Here is an 18518-nt window from a genome sequence, read left to right on the forward strand (position 1 = left end):
TTGCGAGCACGCCTCAAGATCGGTTCGCCGAAACGGAACAAAAAGCTGCAGACCGGCTGGGAAGGATTCTTTCCCTACTATGCGGGCTTTCCCGAGCAGTTCGTCCGCGACATGCTCGAAAGCGCCCAGCTTGGCGCCGAGTCCGTCGTGCTGGATCCGTGGAACGGTAGTGGGACCACGACTTACGCCGCGAGCCAACTCGGCCTCAAATCGATCGGCATCGACCTCAACCCCGTGATGATCATTGTCGCGCGCGCGCGCTTGCTCCCGCCGAGCGAAGCAGACCACCTGCGTCCGCTCGCGGCGACGATACTTTCGCAACTTCGCAGCGCCCCGGTGGTGATGGCTGCCGACGACCCCCTGCTTTCCTGGTTTCAGCCAGATGCCGCAAGGCTGATCCGCGGCATCGAGCGGAACATCCGCCGCTCCCTTGTGGGCGGGATCACCAAGTCTCCCGACGGCATCCACCTGGACAAGATTTCGGGCACTGCGGCCACGCTTTATGTGGCGCTTTTCGCTGCCTGCCGCCGTTTCGCTGCGACACTGCAATCGTCCAACCCTACGTGGATCAAATTGCCGAAGGCAGACGATGACCGGCTCGATCCGACCGTCTACGCGGTTGCCCACCAATTTGCTGAGAACGTTCGGGGGATGTCCGACGCTCTGGCGGCCAGGCAACTCATTGAGGATACGTCCGGACTAGATTTCGCCGCTGCTGCGAGCACCATCCAGCTCTCCGACACGGCCAAGATGGCGGTGCCGGCATCGAGCATCGACTTCGTTTTGACCTCGCCGCCATATTGCACCCGCATCGACTATACGGCAGCGACCCGCATCGAGCTCGCCGTGCTCGGCCCGCTTCTTAAGGTGAAGCCTCGCGACCTCGGGCGCCAGATGATTGGCTCGGTCCAGGTACCGCAGGACACGATCGAAATCGATGAGAGTTGGGGCCGTACCTGCACAAGGTTTCTGGCTGGGCTCAAGGCGCATCCATCCAAGGCGTCGGGTGGCTACTACTATAAGACTCACCTTGACTATTTCGACAAGATAGCACGCTCGCTGGGTCGGGTTACGACCGCACTCAAGCCCGGCGGCCGCGCGGTTTTTGTGGTGCAGGATTCCTACTACAAGGACATCCACAACGACCTGCCGCAGATACTCAAGGAAATGAGCACCCGGAAGGGCCTGACGTTCTCAAAGCGCGAGGACTTCCACCTTCGGTCGATGTCCGACATCAATCCGGGGCGGAAGAACTACGAGCGTCCAGCCGGTGCAACTGAGTCGGTGCTCTGCTTTACCAAGCCTGCCTAGTCAGGCTGCTCGGTCGAAAGGCCGCCTGCAACGATCAGCGCGACCTACTGTTGTCGCTCTCCTGGTGAAAACTCTCCACCACCGCGTCGATGAAATCGGTCGTGTCCGAGCCCACCAACCTCACAACCTCCGCAATGACCCGCGGTTCGCTGGCGACGATCTTGATGTCGATGGCGACGCTGGTTCGGTCTCGCCTAGAGGCGTTACCAATGCGGTTTTCGCCGTTCTGTCACAGATCAGCGGTACCGTAGTTAAGTCCAATGGAGGATCCAGTCGTTCGGCCACAGAGCAGAACCGCGCGAGCGTTACCTGCAGTTGAAGTGAAGTTTCCCCACGGCCCCGCATCACTTAGAACGGCAGCTTTTTTGGCAGCAGCGACACAGTGGCGAATGACTGAAATTCGGGCGCCAACCGGTCATTTGTGAAATCCCAAGAAACGGTCAACGCGCATGCGACGACCCATTCCCGTACTGAAATTAACCATGCCGGCGCCTGGGACTTGAGATCCCCATAAGATCCCGATCGGTTGCGATCGTTCACGCTGCGGCATGGACGAGAAACGGCCTCCGCCGGGTGCGGCAAACACCTGACGAAGGCCTGACCCAAACACCTGTTGAAGAGGTTATCGGGCTATGGGGATTGATAGATGGCGGGGCCGCCGTCCGGAAGGGGCGCGCGGCAGTTCGGTGGCGAGGCTGGCAGGTTATCGACGCCATTATCGACAGGTCGGGTCGCAGGTCCCGAAGGATACCCATCAGGCGGATGTGGGCTCCCTCGTCAACAAGGCGATGGCGGCGGCGCTCGCTGGTGAGACCCGGGACGACAACACCTTCGGCGATTACGCATCCGTGTTCGGCTTCTGCCGCTCGGCCGTGATGCAGGAGGGGCGACTGCTCGAAGATTCGATCGCGCAGGCGGTGCGACGCGATCCCGATCTCATGCTGCTGCCGCCGAAGCCGATGCCCATCGTTCCGGCGGCGCAGGAGATGCTGAAGCGGACGCCGTCGGATGAGATCAAGGGCATCAGGTTTCCGTCACGCGTCCATGCCACGGAATCCTACAGGCCCGACCTCTTCGTCGTTAACCGGGCGAAGCACTCCGGGCTGATCCTTGACATCAAGCGCTCGCTCCCTTCCTACCGCCCGCAGGAGATCGACCGGCTTCGGTTTCGAATGCTTGCGGTGGCGGCGATCGCATCGGAATGGATAGCCGAGAACCGTGGTCCCCTGCTGGTCTCGGTCGAGACCGCGATCGTCGACGGCGCGGACGAGATTTCCGACCATGTGCGTGGCGTCTTCCGGCTCTCCGAGATCGACGAACTTCTGGGCACCGACGGCACCGCAGGATTCGTCAAACAGGTCCGCGAAGGCTTTTCAAGGCGCGTCCAGGAGGAGCTGGAGCTGCGGTGCAAGACAGTGCTCGGACACCCCGTTCGCGGGGGACCAGGCGCTGCTGCGCTGAATCCTTTGGGGCAGCCAGATGAGGCGTCGCCGCTTGGCGGCGAGGTCATCGGCCTGAAGGCTTCCGGCTCCACCGAGCGCCGCTTCGGATACGCCCAGAGGCCGGGTCTCCACTAGGACTCTCCGGGCCGCCTTCCTCCTCGACCCAATTCCGATTCCACCAGCACGGATCGCGCTAGGCGCCGACCCGACAGGAGAGCCATGCCATGCGACGGCATTCCAACACCCCACCGCCCCGACAGCCCGGCCAGCGGGAGTCCTTTAGCGCCATCTTCGGAGGGTCGAGCACGGCGGGAACCGACCCAGGAGCAGCGCTGCCGCGACCCACTGTCCCGCCCCGCTATCTGGCCGGGTCAGACGTACTTCAGGACGTCCTCGGGCACACACCCAGCTGTATCGCGCTCAGCCGACAGGGGGCGATCTCGTCCTGCGACTGCAGGATTCGACCCATCGAGGACCCTGCCGTCGTGATCAGCATGGTCATCCAGTATGTCCGCCTCGGGGGCTACGGAAAGCATTCCCTACCACCTGTCCTGACTGAACTCCTATCCCGGCAGCTGGAGGGGGGCGACCCTGCCTGCAGGGTGGTCGCGGCGTGGCTCGTCAACCTCGGCGTGCTCGACGCTCGAATCCTGCGCAGAGGGGCTGCCCGATGAGCCGCAAGCGCATGACGCCGCAGGTGCGGGCCAAAGCCACCAAGACCGTCGGCAGGTTCCTTGCCTACTGCTCGATCATGAGTGCCTGTCGTGATGATCGGCGCCTGCGCCGCGGGACGGCGTTGGCACTCCTTCTGATCCTTCCCGACGGCGCCGACGACGAGGATTTCAAGGAGGCAGCGCAGGTCGCGCTTCTGCGACCTGGCAAGCGCCTGTGGACATCGAGGGATGACACCGCACGGGTGGTGAAAGCGTCCGACCTTTGGGGCGGGGAGGCCAAGAAGCTCAAGTCCCTGGACAACGCGATCCTGAGGGAGGACCGGCTGATCATTCTGGCAAGGACTCCTGGCGAGGTTCCGGCAGGGGTTCGAGCGGCCGTCGACGATGTCATCATGCTCCAGCGCCCAACCGCACGACACGTCACGGCAGCCGTCCGACTCTGCATCGGAAAGCCGATCGAAGCGGAGGCAGCCGAGGAGATCGCGAACATGCCGCTCTCACTCATCGCCTCGATGCTGCGGCGCGGGCGCGCGATCTCCGCGTCGCTCGATGCGATGAGAAAAGCGCTGGCAGTCGCCGACGTCCGGAAACCACCAAGGTTGGATCTGGCCAACCTTCACGGCCTCGGCGAGGCAGGCGCCTGGGGACAGGAACTGGCCACTGATCTCAGGGACTGGCGGGAAGGTCGGATCAGCTGGTCCGACGTTGATCGGGGCGTCCTCGTCAGCGGTCCGCCAGGGACGGGCAAGACGACCTTTGCCCGTGCCCTCGCTTCTACCTGCGAGGCTCACCTGGTGCTCGGCTCGCTGGCCCAATGGCAGTCGCACGGACACCTCGGCGATCTGCTGAAAGCAATGCGGGCAGCCTTCGCAGAAGCTCGGGAGAAGGCTCCGTCGATCCTGTTCATCGACGAGATCGACGCTGTCGGCGACCGCGACAAGTTTAGCGGCGACAGCGCCCACTATTGCACCGAGGTCGTCGCGGGGCTGCTCGAATGCATCGACGGTGCCGAGCGCAACGACGGTGTGGTCATCGTCGGCGCTTGCAACCAGCCGGAGCGCATCGACGCGGCGCTGCTTCGCCCTGGCCGCCTCGACCGCCACGTGCGCATGCCGCTTCCGGACGAGCCGGCGCGGGTGGGCATCCTTCGATGGCACCTCGGCGAGACGCTGGAGGGAGCAGACCTCTCCGAAATCGCGCAGCGGACAGCCGGCTGGAGCGGCGCAGGTCTCGAACAGCTCGTTCGCGACGCGCGCCGCAAGGCTCGGCGTGAACGGCGGGCGATGATCCTGGAAGACCTGGTCGCGCCTCTACCCGCACTCCAGACGGTTCCGCCCGCGCTACTGCGCCGCGCCGCCATTCATGAAGCGGGCCATGCCGTGGTAGCAGTCGTGCTCGGGCGACCGATGGATCATGTCGAACTGCGTGTCGGGCCGACGGCATCCAACGCATCCGGCTTCCTCTCTCTCGGCCGCGTCCAGTACAGGGAGCCACCGTTCCAGGAACGGACCGTGCAGGACCTGCTCGACCAGATCTGCGTCTTTCTTGGCGGCACCGCCGCCGAGGAGGTGCTTCTCGAGGGCCGATCGGCCAGCGCCGGCGGCGCTTCCGGTAGCGACTTGCACCATGCCACTCTTGCCGCGCTGCGGATCGAGGCGTCCTACGGACTGGGTCAGGGGCTGGCATACCTGTCGGCCGACCAGGACGAGGAACTGATGGCAAGCCTGCAGATGTCCTTCGTCCTGCGGGATCGGGTGGAGGCGCGGCTTGCGGAGCAGATGAAGCGGACCACTTCGATCGCCGCGCAGCACCGGGCCACCATCACCGACGCTGCGGAGCGTCTTCTCAGGGGTGGGCGGCTAGTCGCGAACGATATCTCCGCGCTTCTCGTTGCGACGGACGGGACTGGATGCGCTGGAGAGATTGCCGAAGTGTTCAAGGCCTGATCGCGCGACGCGGCGGCGCAGTGTCGCGATGCTGGTTGTTCGAAATTCTTGCGCTGATATCGGGCCGCGAAGGCAGCCAAAGCCGCCCCGTCCGGGGTCAGGCAACTGCCTGGCGACGTCGCCCACCCACTCATGCAAAGTTCGATCGAAAGGCTTCACTCAGGCATCCCGGGGGGAGTGGATCGCGATTCCTTGTTGTTCATGCCTCACCCCCGTTTTGTTTCCAGTTCGGGCCTTCGGATGACGATCCCGCGATCGCCCCACATGAGCTTCAGAGTAGGATTGGAGACGATCTTTCAGTGGCTAATGCCCAAGGATTCGAAGCGGCCTGAAAGGATTCGCAGAGACAATTTATCGAATCCTTTCAGTTGGTTAGCAGGCATTTTTCTCTTGACGGGAATATCGAACTGGCGGTTGATGTCGGCGCCCAAAAGGTCCGGGGCAGTCGCTGACGGATCAGAACGGGAGGAGAAGGAGGCTCGACGAATGGCCAATGAAGGAGAGGACGGGGGCACCTCGACCGCACATGAGCGGATGCCTGCGGAGGCCAGACCGCCCGGGAGGTCTCCTTGGGGGTGTGGCATGGTCGGAGACATACTCAGCGTCGCGCGCGTTGTTGTATCGAACGGTCCGGCAGGGCGTGCGCCCTGGCTGGCAGGAGTGGAGTTGTGTCAATGCCCAAGCTGACAGTCTCAGACCCGAATTGCACACCACGGCGGAAATCGCGCCCAAGCGCCTCGAATGATAACCTACCACCGGACACGGCCGAGTTCTGGGAAAAGCGCCTCGGTCGACCTTCAAGTGCTGATGAACTGCGACAGTTCTCGACCTTGGTACCTAGCTTCTTCCGAGTTCTATGTGACTGGAAGCTCGATCGCGAACTTGGTGCGGCAAACGACAACGATACCGGCCAGCGTCGCGTCGCTGTGCCTCGCAGGATCAGCACTCCTCCAGTGCCGCACTCAAAGCCGCGCGTTTCCAGACCACGGAAGAGGCGCGCGGCGCCCTTACAGTCGCAGTGACCCGAGCAATACAATGAACCTGGGACCGGAGTTGAAAATGAGCACGACTCTTGATGACGAAGATGATGGGGTTTCCTATCTGCGTGTCTCATCTAAAGAGCAGTCAGACGGATTTTCAATTCCTGCACAGCGAAAGCTATATCTTGACTATATAAAAAAGATACCCGTCAAAGTGCACGAGGAGTTTGTAGACATTGAGTCTGCTAAGCAGTCTGGACGACGTAACTTCCAGAGAATGGTAGAATACCTAACGAAGAACCCACACATAAAGACAATTCTCGTTGAAAAAGTTGATAGACTATACCGCAATCCAAAAGATTGGATAACTCTTGAAGAACTCGGTGTAAATATTCATTTCATCAAAGAGAATACAATAATATCGCCAAATTCCCGTTCGAGCGACAAGCTCATGCACGGCATCAAGGTCGTTATGGCGAAAAACTTCATTGACAATCTAAAGGAAGAAGTTCGGAAAGGGATGCACGAGAAAGCATCTCAAGGAATGTGGCCTAGCTACGCTCCCATCGGATACTTAAATACGCATAACCCAGCTGGCAAGGACAAAATCATAGTTCCCTGCCCAGAAACTTCCTTCTACGTCTATCGAATTTTCGAATTGTGCGCAGAAGGAAAGACATTAGATGAAATACAAAAAATCTGCAAATCCGAGGGTTTTCGTTTTGGAAAATATAAGCGACCACTTCAAAGATCCCTTATACACAGAGTGCTTCGGAATCGTATTTACACAGGGGATTTTGATTACGCCGGAATTTTCTATATAGGCAGCTATGAGCCGTTGATATCAATAGAGCTTTGGCAGCGCGCCCAAGATACTCTCGATGGAAGGGGTAGCTGTCACGATGGAGGTCCGCATGAGTTCGTCTACAAGGGTCTAATCTCCTGCAGTCATTGTGGCTGCGCCGTTACGGGGGACATCAAAAAGGGCAAGTACGTCTACTACGAGCCCACCGCATATCGAACACTATGCACGCGCGATCCAAAGGCCTGCCGCAGCTCCCGTCTTCCCGAGCGACTGATCGATCCGCAGGTGGCGGAAGCGCTCGGCTCGCTGACGATCGATCCCGAACTCCTCCAGTGGGTCCGTTCGGCTTGGAATCATCTTGATGCAGATAGGCGCGCGACTCACGAGGATGCCATCGCTCGTCTCGAAGCCGAGAGCGAAAGGCTGCAGAAGCGACTGGACGCGATGTATGTGGACAAGCTGGAGGGGCGGGTCGAGGAGGCGCAGTTTGCTCGGCTCTCGAACCAATGGCAGCGGGAGCAGGTTGAGGTCCTCAGGGAGGCCCAGGGACATCGGGATGCCTTAAAAACCTCGGAAAACGAGGGGGTTAAGCTTCTCGAATTCGCGCACGAGGCTCTCGCCACGTTTTCGGATCAGAATCCGGAGCAGAGGCGCCGTCTTTTGAAAATTGTACTATCGAACTGCACTTGGGATGACGGAAAGGTGGAGGTCACCTTCCGTCAACCGTTTGATCTTCTTATAAAAAAAAGGTCCGAGATCGCCCCTCCCGACGGCCAAGGGGCGATTAAAACGCGAAATATTGAGAATTGGTGCACCCGACAGGATTCGAACCTGTGACCTCTGCCTTCGGAGGGCAGCACTCTATCCAGCTGAGCTACGGGTGCTTACCGAAATGCTTCGGCGGGGCCGGAAGTTTGCGTGTCATAGCCGATGTCGACGGCAGCTTCAACGGGCGCAATCCATTTCACAGCGCTGCTGTAGGTTTTAGGCAGGCGGTTTTGGTTAGGTCAGCGTGTCCGCCGCCAGGCATATTGGCCCGGCGTGGAAGGGCCACCAGCCGCAGGCTGGTAGTAGAGGCCGAGGCCGCCGGTCTCGCCCGCTTCCAGCCGTCGGATCAGCACCGGATTCGTAAGCTCGAACTCGTCGAAGCCGACGCGCAGCATGTGCGGAAACTGGTCGACGAGGATCTGTCCGGTGGCGCGGACGGCACCCTTGAAGCCGTGGCGGGCGCGCAGCAATTCGGCCTTGGAAAACGAGCGGCCGTCATTGAAGGCCGGAAACGCCAGCGCGACCAGCGACAGGTCGTCAAGCAGGTCGATGACGTGTTCCAGCTTGTCGCCTGGCTGCAGCAGGACGCCCAGCCTTTCCTTCGCCGATGTCCGCTGCACGGGGTCCAGCGCAAGGAACGCCTGCAGCGAGAGGATGAAGCGGCCGTTGCCCAGCAGGGCATCTGCGTCCTCCGCATGGGTCCATTCGTCGTCGCGGAAGCCCGCAGGCGTCCATAGGCGGATGGTTTTCGCGTTGGTCTCGGTCATGGGCGCGAGCATATGTCCTATTATGGCGTTCGTTTCCAGAGTCGGATGGCGGATCACGTTGGATGTCGTCATAGCGCAGCATCCGTAAGCGAGGCGTTGAGACCGGTAAGGTGAATGCCGCATTCGGTCTTCGCCTGTCCGACCCAGCGTCCACTGCGGGCATCCTCGCCCGGCTGCACAGGCTGCGTGCAGGGAAAGCAGCCGATCGAGAGATATCCGTAGGCGACCAGGGGGTTCTCGCGCAATTTATGGCTGCGCATGTAATCGGCCTGGTCGGCGGTCGTCCAGCGCGCCAGCGGATTGACCCGGATGCGCGAACCGACGGCCTCGAAGACGGGTAGCGCCGCGCGTGTTGCCGCCTGGTGGCGCTTGCGACCGGTGAGCCACGCCTGGAACGGCGCCACGCCGCGCGCCAGCGGCTCGACCTTGCGGACGTCGCAGCAGGCGTTGGTGTCGGTTTCGTGCAGCCGCCCGCTGGGATCGATGCGCTCCAGCGCCGCCGCGTCGGGCGTCAGCACGCGCAGGTCCGTCAGGCCCAGATCGGCGACCAACGCATCGCGATAGGCAAGCGTCTCGCCGAAGTGCTTTCCGGTTTCGAGAAAAAGCACGGGTACATCGCGATCGACGCGCGCCACGATGTCGACCATCACGGCCGAATCCGCGCCAAAAGAGGAAACGAGGGCGATGCTGCCCACGAACTCCTCGCGCACCGCCAGCTCGACGATCCTCTCGGCCGGCAGGTCACCGTAAGCGGCATCGAGGACGGCCGCGCGGGCAAGCGCGTCCGCCTCGCCGTCACGCAGCCTTGGCTTCGCCGCCATAGAGCGCCTCCTTGAACGGCGCGGGGCCGACCCTGCGATAGGCGTCGATGAACTTCTCGCCGGCATCGAGGCGGATGCGCAGATAGGTGTCCACGACCGTCTCGATCGCATCGGTGATCTCGTCGGGGCCAAAGCCGCGCCCGATGATCTCTCCGACAGACGTGTTCTCGTCGGCCGAGCCGCCGAGCGTCACCTGGTAGAGTTCCGCGCCCTTCTTCTCGACGCCCAGTATGCCGATGTGGCCGACGTGATGATGGCCGCAGGCGTTGATGCAGCCGGATATCTTCAGCTTCAGTTCGCCGATGTCGCGCTGGCGCTCCAGCGAGGCGAAGCGGTTCGAGATGTTCTGCGCCACGATGATCGAGCGGGCGTTTGCCAGCGCGCAATAGTCGAGGCCGGGGCAGGCGATGATGTCGCTGATCAGGTTCGAGTTCGCGGTGGCGAAGCCAATCTCCACCAGTCGGTCGTAGACGGCCTTCAGGTCGGCGCGCGCGACGTGCGGCAGGATGAGGTTCTGCTCGTGGCTGACGCGGATTTCGTCGAACGCAAGCTCCTGCGCGAGATCGGCAACAGCCTCGAGCTGTTCGGCTGTGGCGTCGCCCGGAACCTCGCCGATGCCCTTCAGCGAGATCGTCACGGCGGCATAGTCGGGATGGCTGTGCGTGATGACGTTCTGGTCGAGCCATTCGCTAAAACTCTTCGAGTCGAGCCGTGCCACGCGAACGGCCCCGTCGCCTTCCAGCCGCGCCGGCAGGACAGGCGGTGCGAAATAAGCATCGATGGCGCGGATGTCGGCATCGGGCAGCGTCAGGTTGCCACCTTTCAGTTCCGCCCATTCGGCCTCGACCTGTCTTGCGAATTCCTCAGTTCCGGTCTCGTGCACCAGGATCTTGATGCGCGCCTTGTACTTGTTGTCGCGGCGTCCGTTGAGATTGTAGACGCGCAGGATCGCAGTCGCGTAGGACAGCAGGTGCTCCTCCGGCAGGAAATCCCTAATCTTCTTCGCCACCATCGGCGTGCGGCCTTGCCCACCGCCGACATAGACGGCAAAGCCGAGTTCGCCCTTGTCGTTCTTCTTCAGGTGAAGGCCGATGTCGTGTGTCTGGATGGCGGCGCGGTCGCGCTCGGCGCCGGTCACGGCGATCTTGAACTTGCGCGGCAGGTAGGAGAATTCGGGATGGACCGAAGACCACTGCCGCAGGATTTCGGCATAGGGACGGGGATCGGCCGCTTCGTCGGCAGCTGCACCCGCAAAATGGTCCGCCGTCACATTGCGAATGCAGTTGCCGCTGGTCTGCATGGCGTGCATCTCGACGCTGGCGAGATCCGCGAGGATCGCCGGTATGTCGGAAAGCGCAGGCCAGTTGAACTGGATGTTCTGCCGCGTGGTGAAATGGCCGTAGCCTTTGTCATACTTGCGCGCGATGTGTCCGAGCATGCGCAACTGCTTGGAGCTCAGCGTGCCGTAGGGGATTGCGATGCGCAGCATGTAGGCGTGGAGCTGCAGGTAGACGCCGTTCATCAGCCTCAGCGGCTTGAACTGGTCTTCCGTCAACTCGCCTGAGAGCCGGCGCTGCACCTGGTCGGTGAACTCGGCAACCCGGGCCTTCACGAAATCATGGTCGAACTCGTCGTAGCGATACATCTTCGTCTTTCAGGGCGCGTCCGCCCGTTTCTGTTCTACGCGCCTGCTTCCGTCCGCGCCTGCTTGCCGAGGTCGAGCCGGTTGGTCGGGCCGGCGGCGCGAATCTTCTCGCGCAATCTCTGCGGTACGATCACACCGTCCAACACATCGATGTCGATCAGGTTGACGTCGACGACCTCATTGTTGTCGGAAGCTGCCTTGCCGATCGCTTCCAGCCTTGCCTCGCCGTCCTTGTCGCCGACGATGTCGGAAGCCTCGATCGTCTCGATCCAGACGCCGTCCTTGCCGAACCACACGGCTTCGCCGTCGTTCAATCTGTTTGCAGTGAGTATCTTCATGCGTCCGCTCCCTGCCGCTCGGTGCGGGCAATGCTCCGGCGCGCGGCAAGCGGCTCTGACTTCTCGAAATTGGCGCCGGCGACCGCATCGCCGATGACAGTCATCACCGGCCCGGTGAGGTCGGCGCGATCTTCCAGCGTCGGCAGGTCGGCCAGCGTGCCGTGGAACCGCCTGCGTGTCGGCAGGCTCGCATTCTCCACAACCGCCACCGCCGTGTCGGGCGAGAGGCCAGCATCGATCAGGCGCGAAGCGACGTCGGCCGCGACCGAGCGCCCCATATAGACCGCGACCGTCGCGCCGGAGATCGCGAGCTTCGCCCAGTCGGGAAGCGAGCCGCCCTTGAGGTCGTGACCGGTGGTAAACACCATGGAGGAGGTGACGCCACGCAACGTCAGCGGAAGCTCGAAATCGGCGGCCGCTGCAAAGGCCGCTGTCACGCCAGGCACGACCTCGTACGAAATTCCGGCTTCACGCAGCGCCGCCATCTCCTCGCCGGCTCGCCCGAAAACGAGCGGGTCGCCAGACTTGAGGCGGACGACACGGCGGCCTTCGCGGCCAAGCGTGACCAGCATCGCATTGATCTCGGACTGGCTCTTGGAGTGGCAGCCTTTGCGCTTGCCGACGGGTATACGCTCGGCGTCGCGGCGGCCCATGGCGACTACCGCCTCCGGCACCAGCGCGTCGTGGACGATGGCGTCGGCTTCCATCAGCAGACGCTGCGCGCGCAGCGTCAGCAGGTCTTCGGCTCCGGGCCCGGCGCCGACAAGCGCGATATGGCCCTTTGCAGCCGTCGAGGTGGACAGCAATTCGGTGGCGGCGCGATGCGCGGAAATCGCGTCGCCGGCGTCCATCGCCCTTGCGGGCGCACCCCGGAAGAATTCGCTCCAGAAGCGGCGCCGCGCCTCGCCCCTGGGAACCAGCCGTTCGGCCGCCTCGCGAAACGCGCTGGCCAGCGCCGCAAGCGGCCCGAGCGAAGGGGACAGCAACTGGTCGATCCGCGCGCGCACCATCTGTGCGAGCACCGGTCCGGCGCCTTCCGTTCCAATGGCGATGGCGAGCGGTGCGCGATTGACGATCGCCGGCGTGAAGAAGTCGCAAAGCTCCGGCCGATCGACGGCGTTGACCGGAATGCCGGCGGCTCGCGCATCTTCCACGATCCGGCGATCCTGCGCCTCGTCGCCTGTCGCGGCGAAGACGAGCGTCGCTCCGTCGAGATCGGCTGGCGAGTAGTCATGCGCGCGATGTTCGCGGCTGCTTGCCGATATCCACTCGCACAGCGCAGGTTCGGGGTCGGCCGACACGATGCGCAACGCGGCGCTCGATAGATCGAGCAGCCGTGCCTTGGCAAGCGCCTCGTCGCCGTCGCCGATGATGGCCACGACTTCGCCTTCGACCCGCATGAAAATGGGGAAGGCGTTCAGTCTGGGCACATCCTTGATCATAGCTGGTTCCGATATCTGAAAGATCGTTCTATCGCCAAGGCCCTGAATTCTAAAGAAATGCGGTCGCTTGGCCCGGTCAGGGGAGCAATCGATTTTTCGCAACTATCATGCTTGAAGCAAAAATTTTCCATGAACGTTGTCGCCTGAGGCCGCTTTGGCATGGTCGCAGGAACATCTGGGACCCTGCGGGCGGCGTGCTGGGTGGCATCAACGGCGAAGAGCCTGCGCCCACGATCCAGGTCTTCGCGCTGCCTGCCGATTTCGGCATCTGGGGCGTGGTCGTCATCACGCTTGCCAAGGTCGCCGTGTTCGTCGCGCTGATGCTCGTGGTCGGCCGCCGCGTCATCCCATGGGTGCTCCACTATGTCGCCCACACAGGCTCGCGCGAACTGTTTCGGCTCGCGGTTCTGGCGATCGCGCTTGGCGTTGCGTTCGGGGCGGCCCATCTCTTTGGCGTTTCACTGGCGCTAGGCGCATTCTTCGCCGGCATGATCATGAGCGAATCCGAACTCAGCCACCGCGCCGCCGAGGAATCGCTGCCGCTGCGCGACGCCTTCTCGGTTCTGTTCTTCGTTTCGGTCGGCATGCTGTTCGATCCGATGAGCCTGGTCGATCATCCCTTGCCGGTTCTGGCGACGCTGTTCATCATCGTCATCGGCAAATCGGTCGCCGCCTTCCTGATCGTGAGGGCCTTCGGGCACCTGGTCAGCACCGCCCTGATGATTTCCGCCAGTCTTGCGCAGATAGGCGAATTCTCCTTCATCCTTGCCGAACTCGGCGTCGACCTCAGGCTATTGCCCGAGGAAGGCCGCGATCTGATCCTCGCAGGCGCCATCCTGTCGATCCTGCTCAATCCGCTGGTTTTCGCCGGCGTGGTGCGGCTGCGCCCATGGCTGGAGAAGAAGTTCGGTGAACCGCTGACGCAAGTCGCGGAGCCGAAGCCGATCGGGCCCGCCACGGAAATCGGAGCTGTTGCGACTCAGGCGCCCGTCATGGCGTCGGAACCCCTGCCCGAGGAAGACGGCCCGCCCCCTCCAACAGAGCTTTCGGATCATGCGATCCTAGTCGGCTACGGCCGCGTCGGCACTCTGGTCGCCAAGTCGCTCAGGGAGCGTGGCCTGCCGTTCCTTGTCATCGAGGATTCCGACAAGACGCTCGCGCGTCTCAAGGCCGATGAGATCGAGACCATCGCGGGTAATGCCGCCAATGCCGATATCTTCGCAGCCGCGAATCCGTCCGGCGCGAAACGCCTGATCCTTGCCATTCCAAATGCCTTCGAGGCTGGACGCATCGTCCAGCGCGGCCGTACCGCCAATTCGGAGATAGAAATCATCGCGCGCGCTAACTCGGACGCGGAGGTCGATCACCTGACCGGGCTCGGCGCGGACACGGTCATCATGGGCGAACGCGAGATCGCGCGCGGCATCGTCGAGGAAGTGATGGGTACGCGCCCGAGGGGCAAGCCGGCGGGCGCGAAGGCTGAGGAAGCCGGCGCGGCAGAGGAGCCTACCGCTACCTAAAAGTCTTTAGCCGCCGGTCAGGATGTCAAGGATGGACGTCGAGCGTCGCGGTGCCTGCTGGCCGACGTCGCCGGGCGGTCGCGGGATCGACGAAGTTGAGTCCTCGGAGATTTGAGGAGTATCTATCCGTTGCGCCTGCCGGTCCGTCGCCGGAGCCTCCGGGAACGCATCGAGGTCCTGGACCAGCGGCGCTTCAGCCGGCATCGAGTTGTCCGAGCCGTAGGTCACACCTTGCGTCCCAGGCAAGGCCGCCACAGGCACGCCTTCATGCGCGGCAACCATGAACTCATGCCACGCCTGCGCCGGCAAAGCGCCGCCGGTTACCTTCTTCATCGGCGCGCCGTCGTCGTTGCCGAACCAGACGCCCGTGGTCAGGTTGGCCGTGTAGCCGACGAACCATGCGTCGCGCGAATTCTGGCTGGTGCCGGTCTTGCCGGCCGCCGGCCAGGCGAAGGCCGCTTTCTTCGCGGTGCCTGTCTCGACGGTGCCGGTCATCATCCTGTTCATCATGCCGGCCACTTCCCCCCGCACGACGCGCGGGTTGGCGCCGCCGGTGAATTCGTAGAGAACTTCGCCTTCCGTCGTCGTAATGCGCTGGACGAAATGCACGTCCGGCCGATAGCCGCCATTCGCAAAGGGAACGTAGGCCGCCGTCAGCTCAAGCGGCGTCACTTCGGACGTGCCCAGAGCCAGCGAGGTGTTGGCCTGCAGGACGCTTTCGATGCCCATGCGGTGCGCAGCCTCGACCACCGCCTCCGGCCCGACTTCCATGGCGAGCTGGGCCGCGACCGAGTTCAGCGACTTCGCCAGTGCCGTCGCCAGCGTGACCTTGCCGTAATACTTGCCGTTGTAGTTTTCAGGTGTCCACTTGCCGATCTTGATCGGCGCGTCGTTGCGGACGCTGTCGGGCGTACGGCCCTGTTCGAGCGCGGCCATAAAAACGAACGGCTTGAAGGCCGAACCAGGCTGCCGCCGCGCTTCCGAGGCGCGGTCGAACTGGCTGGTGGCGTAGTCGTAGCCGCCGACCATGGCGCGCACCGCGCCCGAATTGTCGATGGAGACGAGCGCGCCCTGGCTGACGTTGAGCTTCTCGCGGTTCTCATCGACCAGCCGGCGGATCGACTTTTCCGCCAGTTCCTGCAAATCGAGATCGACGGTCGTGTCGACGATGATGTCCGAGCGCACTTCGCCGATCAGGCCCGGAAGCTCCTCCATGATCCGGTCGGCAACATAGTTTTCCGAACCGGTCCAGTAAGCGGCGGCGCGCGTCGCCGGCGCGGTCATCGCCACCGTCAGCTCCTTGTCGCCGATCATCTTTTCCTCGCGCATGGCGGCGAGCACGAGCTGCGCGCGCTCTTCCGCTGCCTTGGGGTCGCGGGCAGGCGACAGTCGCGACGGAGCCTTCAGCAGCCCGGCCAGAAGTGCGGCCTCTGCCAGCGTCACGTCGCGCGCCGACTTGCCGAAATAGCGCCGCGACGCAGCTTCCACGCCGTAGGAGCCCGAGCCGAAATAGACCCGGTTGAGATACATTTCGAGGATCTGGTCTTTCGTGTGCTTCTGCTCCAGCCAGAGCGCCAGCAGCACTTCCTGCACCTTGCGCTCAAGCGTTCGGTCGGGCTTCAGGAACAGGTTCTTGGCGAGCTGCTGCGTCAGCGTCGAACCACCTTGGCTGAAGCGGCCCTGCAGGAGGTTGGTGCTCATGGCGCGGGCAAGGCCGATCGGGTCGATGCCGAAATGCGAATAGAAACGCCGGTCCTCGATCGCCATCACCGCCTGCGGGATGTAGGGAGACATCTCGTGCAGACCGATGGATTCACCGCCCGTCATGCCGCGATTGGCGAGCAGCCTGCCGTCGACGGAAACGATCTTGATGTTGGGCGAACGATCGGGGATCGACCATGTCGTGGCCGCCGGCATCTGAGCGCCGTAGTAAAGCACCACGCCAGCGCCCGCGATGCCGACCCAGATGGCCATGACGAAGGCCCAATAGGTCAGGCGTCCGAGCACGCGAATCAAGCCCGGCCTGCGGCGCCGGGAACGCCCGCGTGGGGCGGCAGCCCGCTTCTTTTGCGCGGGCTTCTTGCGCCGCGACGGGATCACGCGGTCGTCCTCGCTGACCGACAGATCACGCGACGACCGCCCTTTTGCGGGGCCGTCGAAGGTCGGCTCGATGCGCCGGTCGCCTCTTTTCGCCATGAAATATGCTGGTCCAGTCCGGAGATATATCCGCCTGAACGCTAAATGCGGCGATTTAAGGTGGGGTTAAGTGCGCTGAATCTGGCAAGGGATCGCGCAGCGGGGCCGCGCGACCCCGACGCTCAGTTCTGCTCGATGGAAACGCCGGATTCGTCGATTCTCAGCTCGACGCCGTCCGGCTTCGATTCCTCGCGCCAGACATAGATGCCAAGCGCGATGACAGCGACGAGAAGCGCGCCGATGACGAGATAGAGTTGGTTCTGCCGCATCGGCGCACTCCTGATGTAGGTTAGGCTCGGTTCAGGCCCGTTTGACGAGCCGGATGATGAGCAGGAGGATCACCGCGCCGATGACGGCGTTGATGATGTCGGCGATGATGCCGCCTCCGATGATAAGGCCGATGCGTGGCAGCAACCAGCCCGCGATGATCGCGCCGACGATACCGACGACGATATTTCCGAGCAGGCCAAAGCCGAAGCCCTTGACGATCAGCCCGGCCAGCCAGCCGGCTATCGCGCCGACGATGAGGAATACAATCAGACTTTCAATGCCCATGGCGACTTCCCTCCGTTTGCGAGGCACGAGTTCGGGCCATGGGGCGGCACGAATCGACCGTGCATCGAATCAATCATACCGGATAATGCAGTGGACGAGAAACGCCGCCCCGGCGGCACTCACTCATCGTCGTCTTCCCCGCCCGGCGGCTTCCATCCATGAGGCTGGATACGCTTCAGCGTGTCGCTGTCCACATAGGCCCACCAGCCCTCGTCGCTTGCGTCCCACTCGCCTCCGGCGGACTTCAGTCGATCCAGCGAGCGGTATTGCGCGACCGACTCATTCTCTTGTCCGTCGCGGTCGGTCCAGAAGACCGTGACCTTTCGACCGTCCTTGGGCGCGGTGGCGATTGGCTGTGGATTTGTCATGTTGGACCCCCCTCAGGTTCCGTATGCGGACATCTGAAATGCGCCAAGCGGCATTTGGTTTCATGCCCAGTTTGGTTTTCAAGCCCGAACGGAACGAACCTGCCGCCGGCGAATTCTTGACGCGAGAAGCATGAAAGGAAAAGCCATGAAACGAATCATCCTCGCACTTGCCGGTTACGCGCTTTATCGCTGGTGGACCGCGCCGGTTGAGCAAACGCAGGCGTCAGCCGGTCCCGCTCCCCGTATGCGCGGCCCGGCAAAGAAGACTGTTCCTGAAAAAGGCTGAGCCCGAGCAGGACGCTGGGCAGTCTAACTATGTGCGAAAATGTCTTCTTCCGGCCAGCCCAACAGGTCGAGTTTTGCGCGCGACGGCAGGAAGCGGAAGCAAGCGTCGGCCACGTCCGTCCGGTTCTCCCGCGCCAACCGCCCGGCCAGCACCTCGCGCAGCCGGTGGAGGTAAAGAACGTCGGACGCGGCATATTCGAGTTGTTCATGCGTCAGCGTCGTCGCCGCCCAGTCCGACGACTGCTGCTGCTTGGAGATGGCAACCCCCAGCAACTCGGCGCAGATGTCCTTGAGGCCGTGCCGGTCGGTATAGGTGCGGGTCAGCCGCGAGGCGATCTTGGTGCAGAAGACAGGCTCGGCCATCGCGCCGAACGCGTTGTAGAGCACTGCGATGTCGAAGCGCCCGTAGTGGAAAATCTTGGTGATCGCCGGATCGCGCAGAAGTTTCGCGAGATTGGGAGCCTCGCGCTGGCCCTGCGCGATCTGCACGACATCGGCGCTTCCATCGCCCGGCGAAAGCTGCACGACGCAGAGCCGATCGCGATGCGGGTTCAGCCCTAACGTCTCCGTGTCGATCGCCACCGCCGGCACATTATAGTTGGCGAGGTCCGGCAGGTCGTTCTTGTGAAAGCGGATATTGGTCATCTGGTGTCCC

Annotated in this window: 15 protein-coding genes, 1 tRNA gene and 1 pseudogene; 6 read left to right on the forward strand and 11 right to left on the reverse strand. The window is 62.7% G+C overall.

All coding sequences use genetic code 11. The annotated features are described in order from the left end of the window. The 4 genes from ABMA32_RS02630 (at position 1) to ABMA32_RS02645 (ending at position 7995) form a co-directional block, all read left to right on the forward strand. Entirely contained in the window at positions 1–1311 is a 1311-nt protein-coding gene (locus tag ABMA32_RS02630; RefSeq protein ID WP_349012171.1) for a DNA methyltransferase, read from the forward strand. A 632-nt stretch (positions 1312–1943) separates the two neighbouring features. Continuing rightward, entirely contained in the window at positions 1944–2888 is a 945-nt protein-coding gene (locus ABMA32_RS02635; RefSeq protein WP_349012172.1) for a hypothetical protein, read from the forward strand. Positions 2889–3423: 535 nt separating this feature from the next. Next, positions 3424–5373, forward strand: coding sequence for an AAA family ATPase (locus ABMA32_RS02640; protein WP_349012173.1), 1950 nt, complete (start codon positions 3424–3426; stop codon positions 5371–5373). Positions 5374–6432: 1059 nt separating this feature from the next. Beyond that, positions 6433–7995, forward strand: a complete 1563-nt coding sequence (locus tag ABMA32_RS02645) for a recombinase family protein (protein WP_349012174.1) — start codon at positions 6433–6435, stop codon at positions 7993–7995. Here the strand turns inward: ABMA32_RS02645 and ABMA32_RS02650 are convergent. The 6 genes from ABMA32_RS02650 to cysG all read right to left on the reverse strand — a co-directional run bounded on the left by ABMA32_RS02650 (position 7966) and on the right by cysG (position 12939). After that, a tRNA-Arg gene (locus tag ABMA32_RS02650) sits at positions 7966–8042 on the reverse strand. The two genes, ABMA32_RS02645 and ABMA32_RS02650, sit on opposite strands and share 30 nt — an antisense overlap. A 123-nt stretch (positions 8043–8165) precedes the next feature. Beyond that, complete coding sequence (locus ABMA32_RS02655; protein ID WP_349013312.1) at positions 8166–8693, reverse strand: DUF934 domain-containing protein; 528 nt, start codon at positions 8691–8693, stop codon at positions 8166–8168. 68 nt (positions 8694–8761) lie between these two features. After that, a complete protein-coding gene (locus tag ABMA32_RS02660; protein WP_349012175.1) occupies positions 8762–9514 on the reverse strand; it encodes a phosphoadenylyl-sulfate reductase in 753 nt (250 codons plus the stop codon). Next, positions 9489–11159 carry a nitrite/sulfite reductase gene (locus tag ABMA32_RS02665; protein ID WP_349012176.1) on the reverse strand — a complete coding sequence of 557 codons (1671 nt, stop codon included), beginning with the start codon at positions 11157–11159 and terminating at the stop codon, positions 9489–9491. Before ABMA32_RS02665 ends, ABMA32_RS02660 begins: the two co-directional genes overlap by 26 nt. A gap of 35 nt (positions 11160–11194) precedes the next feature. After that, positions 11195–11497 carry a DUF2849 domain-containing protein gene (locus tag ABMA32_RS02670; RefSeq protein ID WP_349012177.1) on the reverse strand — a complete coding sequence of 101 codons (303 nt, stop codon included), beginning with the start codon at positions 11495–11497 and terminating at the stop codon, positions 11195–11197. Continuing rightward, a complete protein-coding gene (gene cysG / locus ABMA32_RS02675; protein WP_349012178.1) occupies positions 11494–12939 on the reverse strand; it encodes a siroheme synthase CysG in 1446 nt (481 codons plus the stop codon). Before cysG ends, ABMA32_RS02670 begins: the two co-directional genes overlap by 4 nt. Positions 12940–13202: 263 nt before the next feature. Between cysG and ABMA32_RS02680 the strand changes: the two are divergent. Further along, positions 13203–14459 (forward strand): annotated as a pseudogene (locus ABMA32_RS02680) (cation:proton antiporter domain-containing protein); the annotation flags it as partial. A gap of 6 nt (positions 14460–14465) precedes the next feature. Here the strand turns inward: ABMA32_RS02680 and ABMA32_RS02685 are convergent. The 4 genes from ABMA32_RS02685 to ABMA32_RS02700 all read right to left on the reverse strand — a co-directional run bounded on the left by ABMA32_RS02685 (position 14466) and on the right by ABMA32_RS02700 (position 17578). Further along, positions 14466–16655: a transglycosylase domain-containing protein gene (locus ABMA32_RS02685; RefSeq protein WP_349012179.1), complete on the reverse strand. Its 2190-nt coding sequence runs from the start codon at positions 16653–16655 to the stop codon at positions 14466–14468. Between the two features lie 122 nt (positions 16656–16777). Beyond that, positions 16778–16924, reverse strand: a complete 147-nt coding sequence (locus tag ABMA32_RS02690) for a hypothetical protein (protein WP_349012180.1) — start codon at positions 16922–16924, stop codon at positions 16778–16780. 31 nt (positions 16925–16955) lie between these two features. Next, positions 16956–17210 carry a GlsB/YeaQ/YmgE family stress response membrane protein gene (locus ABMA32_RS02695; RefSeq protein ID WP_292770233.1) on the reverse strand — a complete coding sequence of 85 codons (255 nt, stop codon included), beginning with the start codon at positions 17208–17210 and terminating at the stop codon, positions 16956–16958. Positions 17211–17329: 119 nt separating this feature from the next. Continuing rightward, the gene (locus ABMA32_RS02700) at positions 17330–17578 is read right to left on the reverse strand and encodes a hypothetical protein (protein ID WP_349012181.1); all 249 of its coding nucleotides are present in this window, start codon (positions 17576–17578) and stop codon (positions 17330–17332) included. A gap of 145 nt (positions 17579–17723) precedes the next feature. Here ABMA32_RS02700 and ABMA32_RS02705 point away from each other — a divergent pair, with 145 nt between their 5' ends. After that, a complete protein-coding gene (locus ABMA32_RS02705) occupies positions 17724–17864 on the forward strand; it encodes a hypothetical protein (RefSeq protein WP_349012182.1) in 141 nt (46 codons plus the stop codon). 23 nt (positions 17865–17887) lie between these two features. Here ABMA32_RS02705 and ABMA32_RS02710 read toward each other — a convergent pair whose 3' ends face one another. Next, positions 17888–18508 carry a ribonuclease D gene (locus ABMA32_RS02710; protein WP_349012183.1) on the reverse strand — a complete coding sequence of 207 codons (621 nt, stop codon included), beginning with the start codon at positions 18506–18508 and terminating at the stop codon, positions 17888–17890. Positions 18509–18518: the final 10 nt, after the last annotated feature.

This window comes from Mesorhizobium quangtriensis, assembly GCF_040081925.1.
GTDB lineage: Bacteria > Pseudomonadota > Alphaproteobacteria > Rhizobiales > Rhizobiaceae > Mesorhizobium_K > Mesorhizobium_K quangtriensis.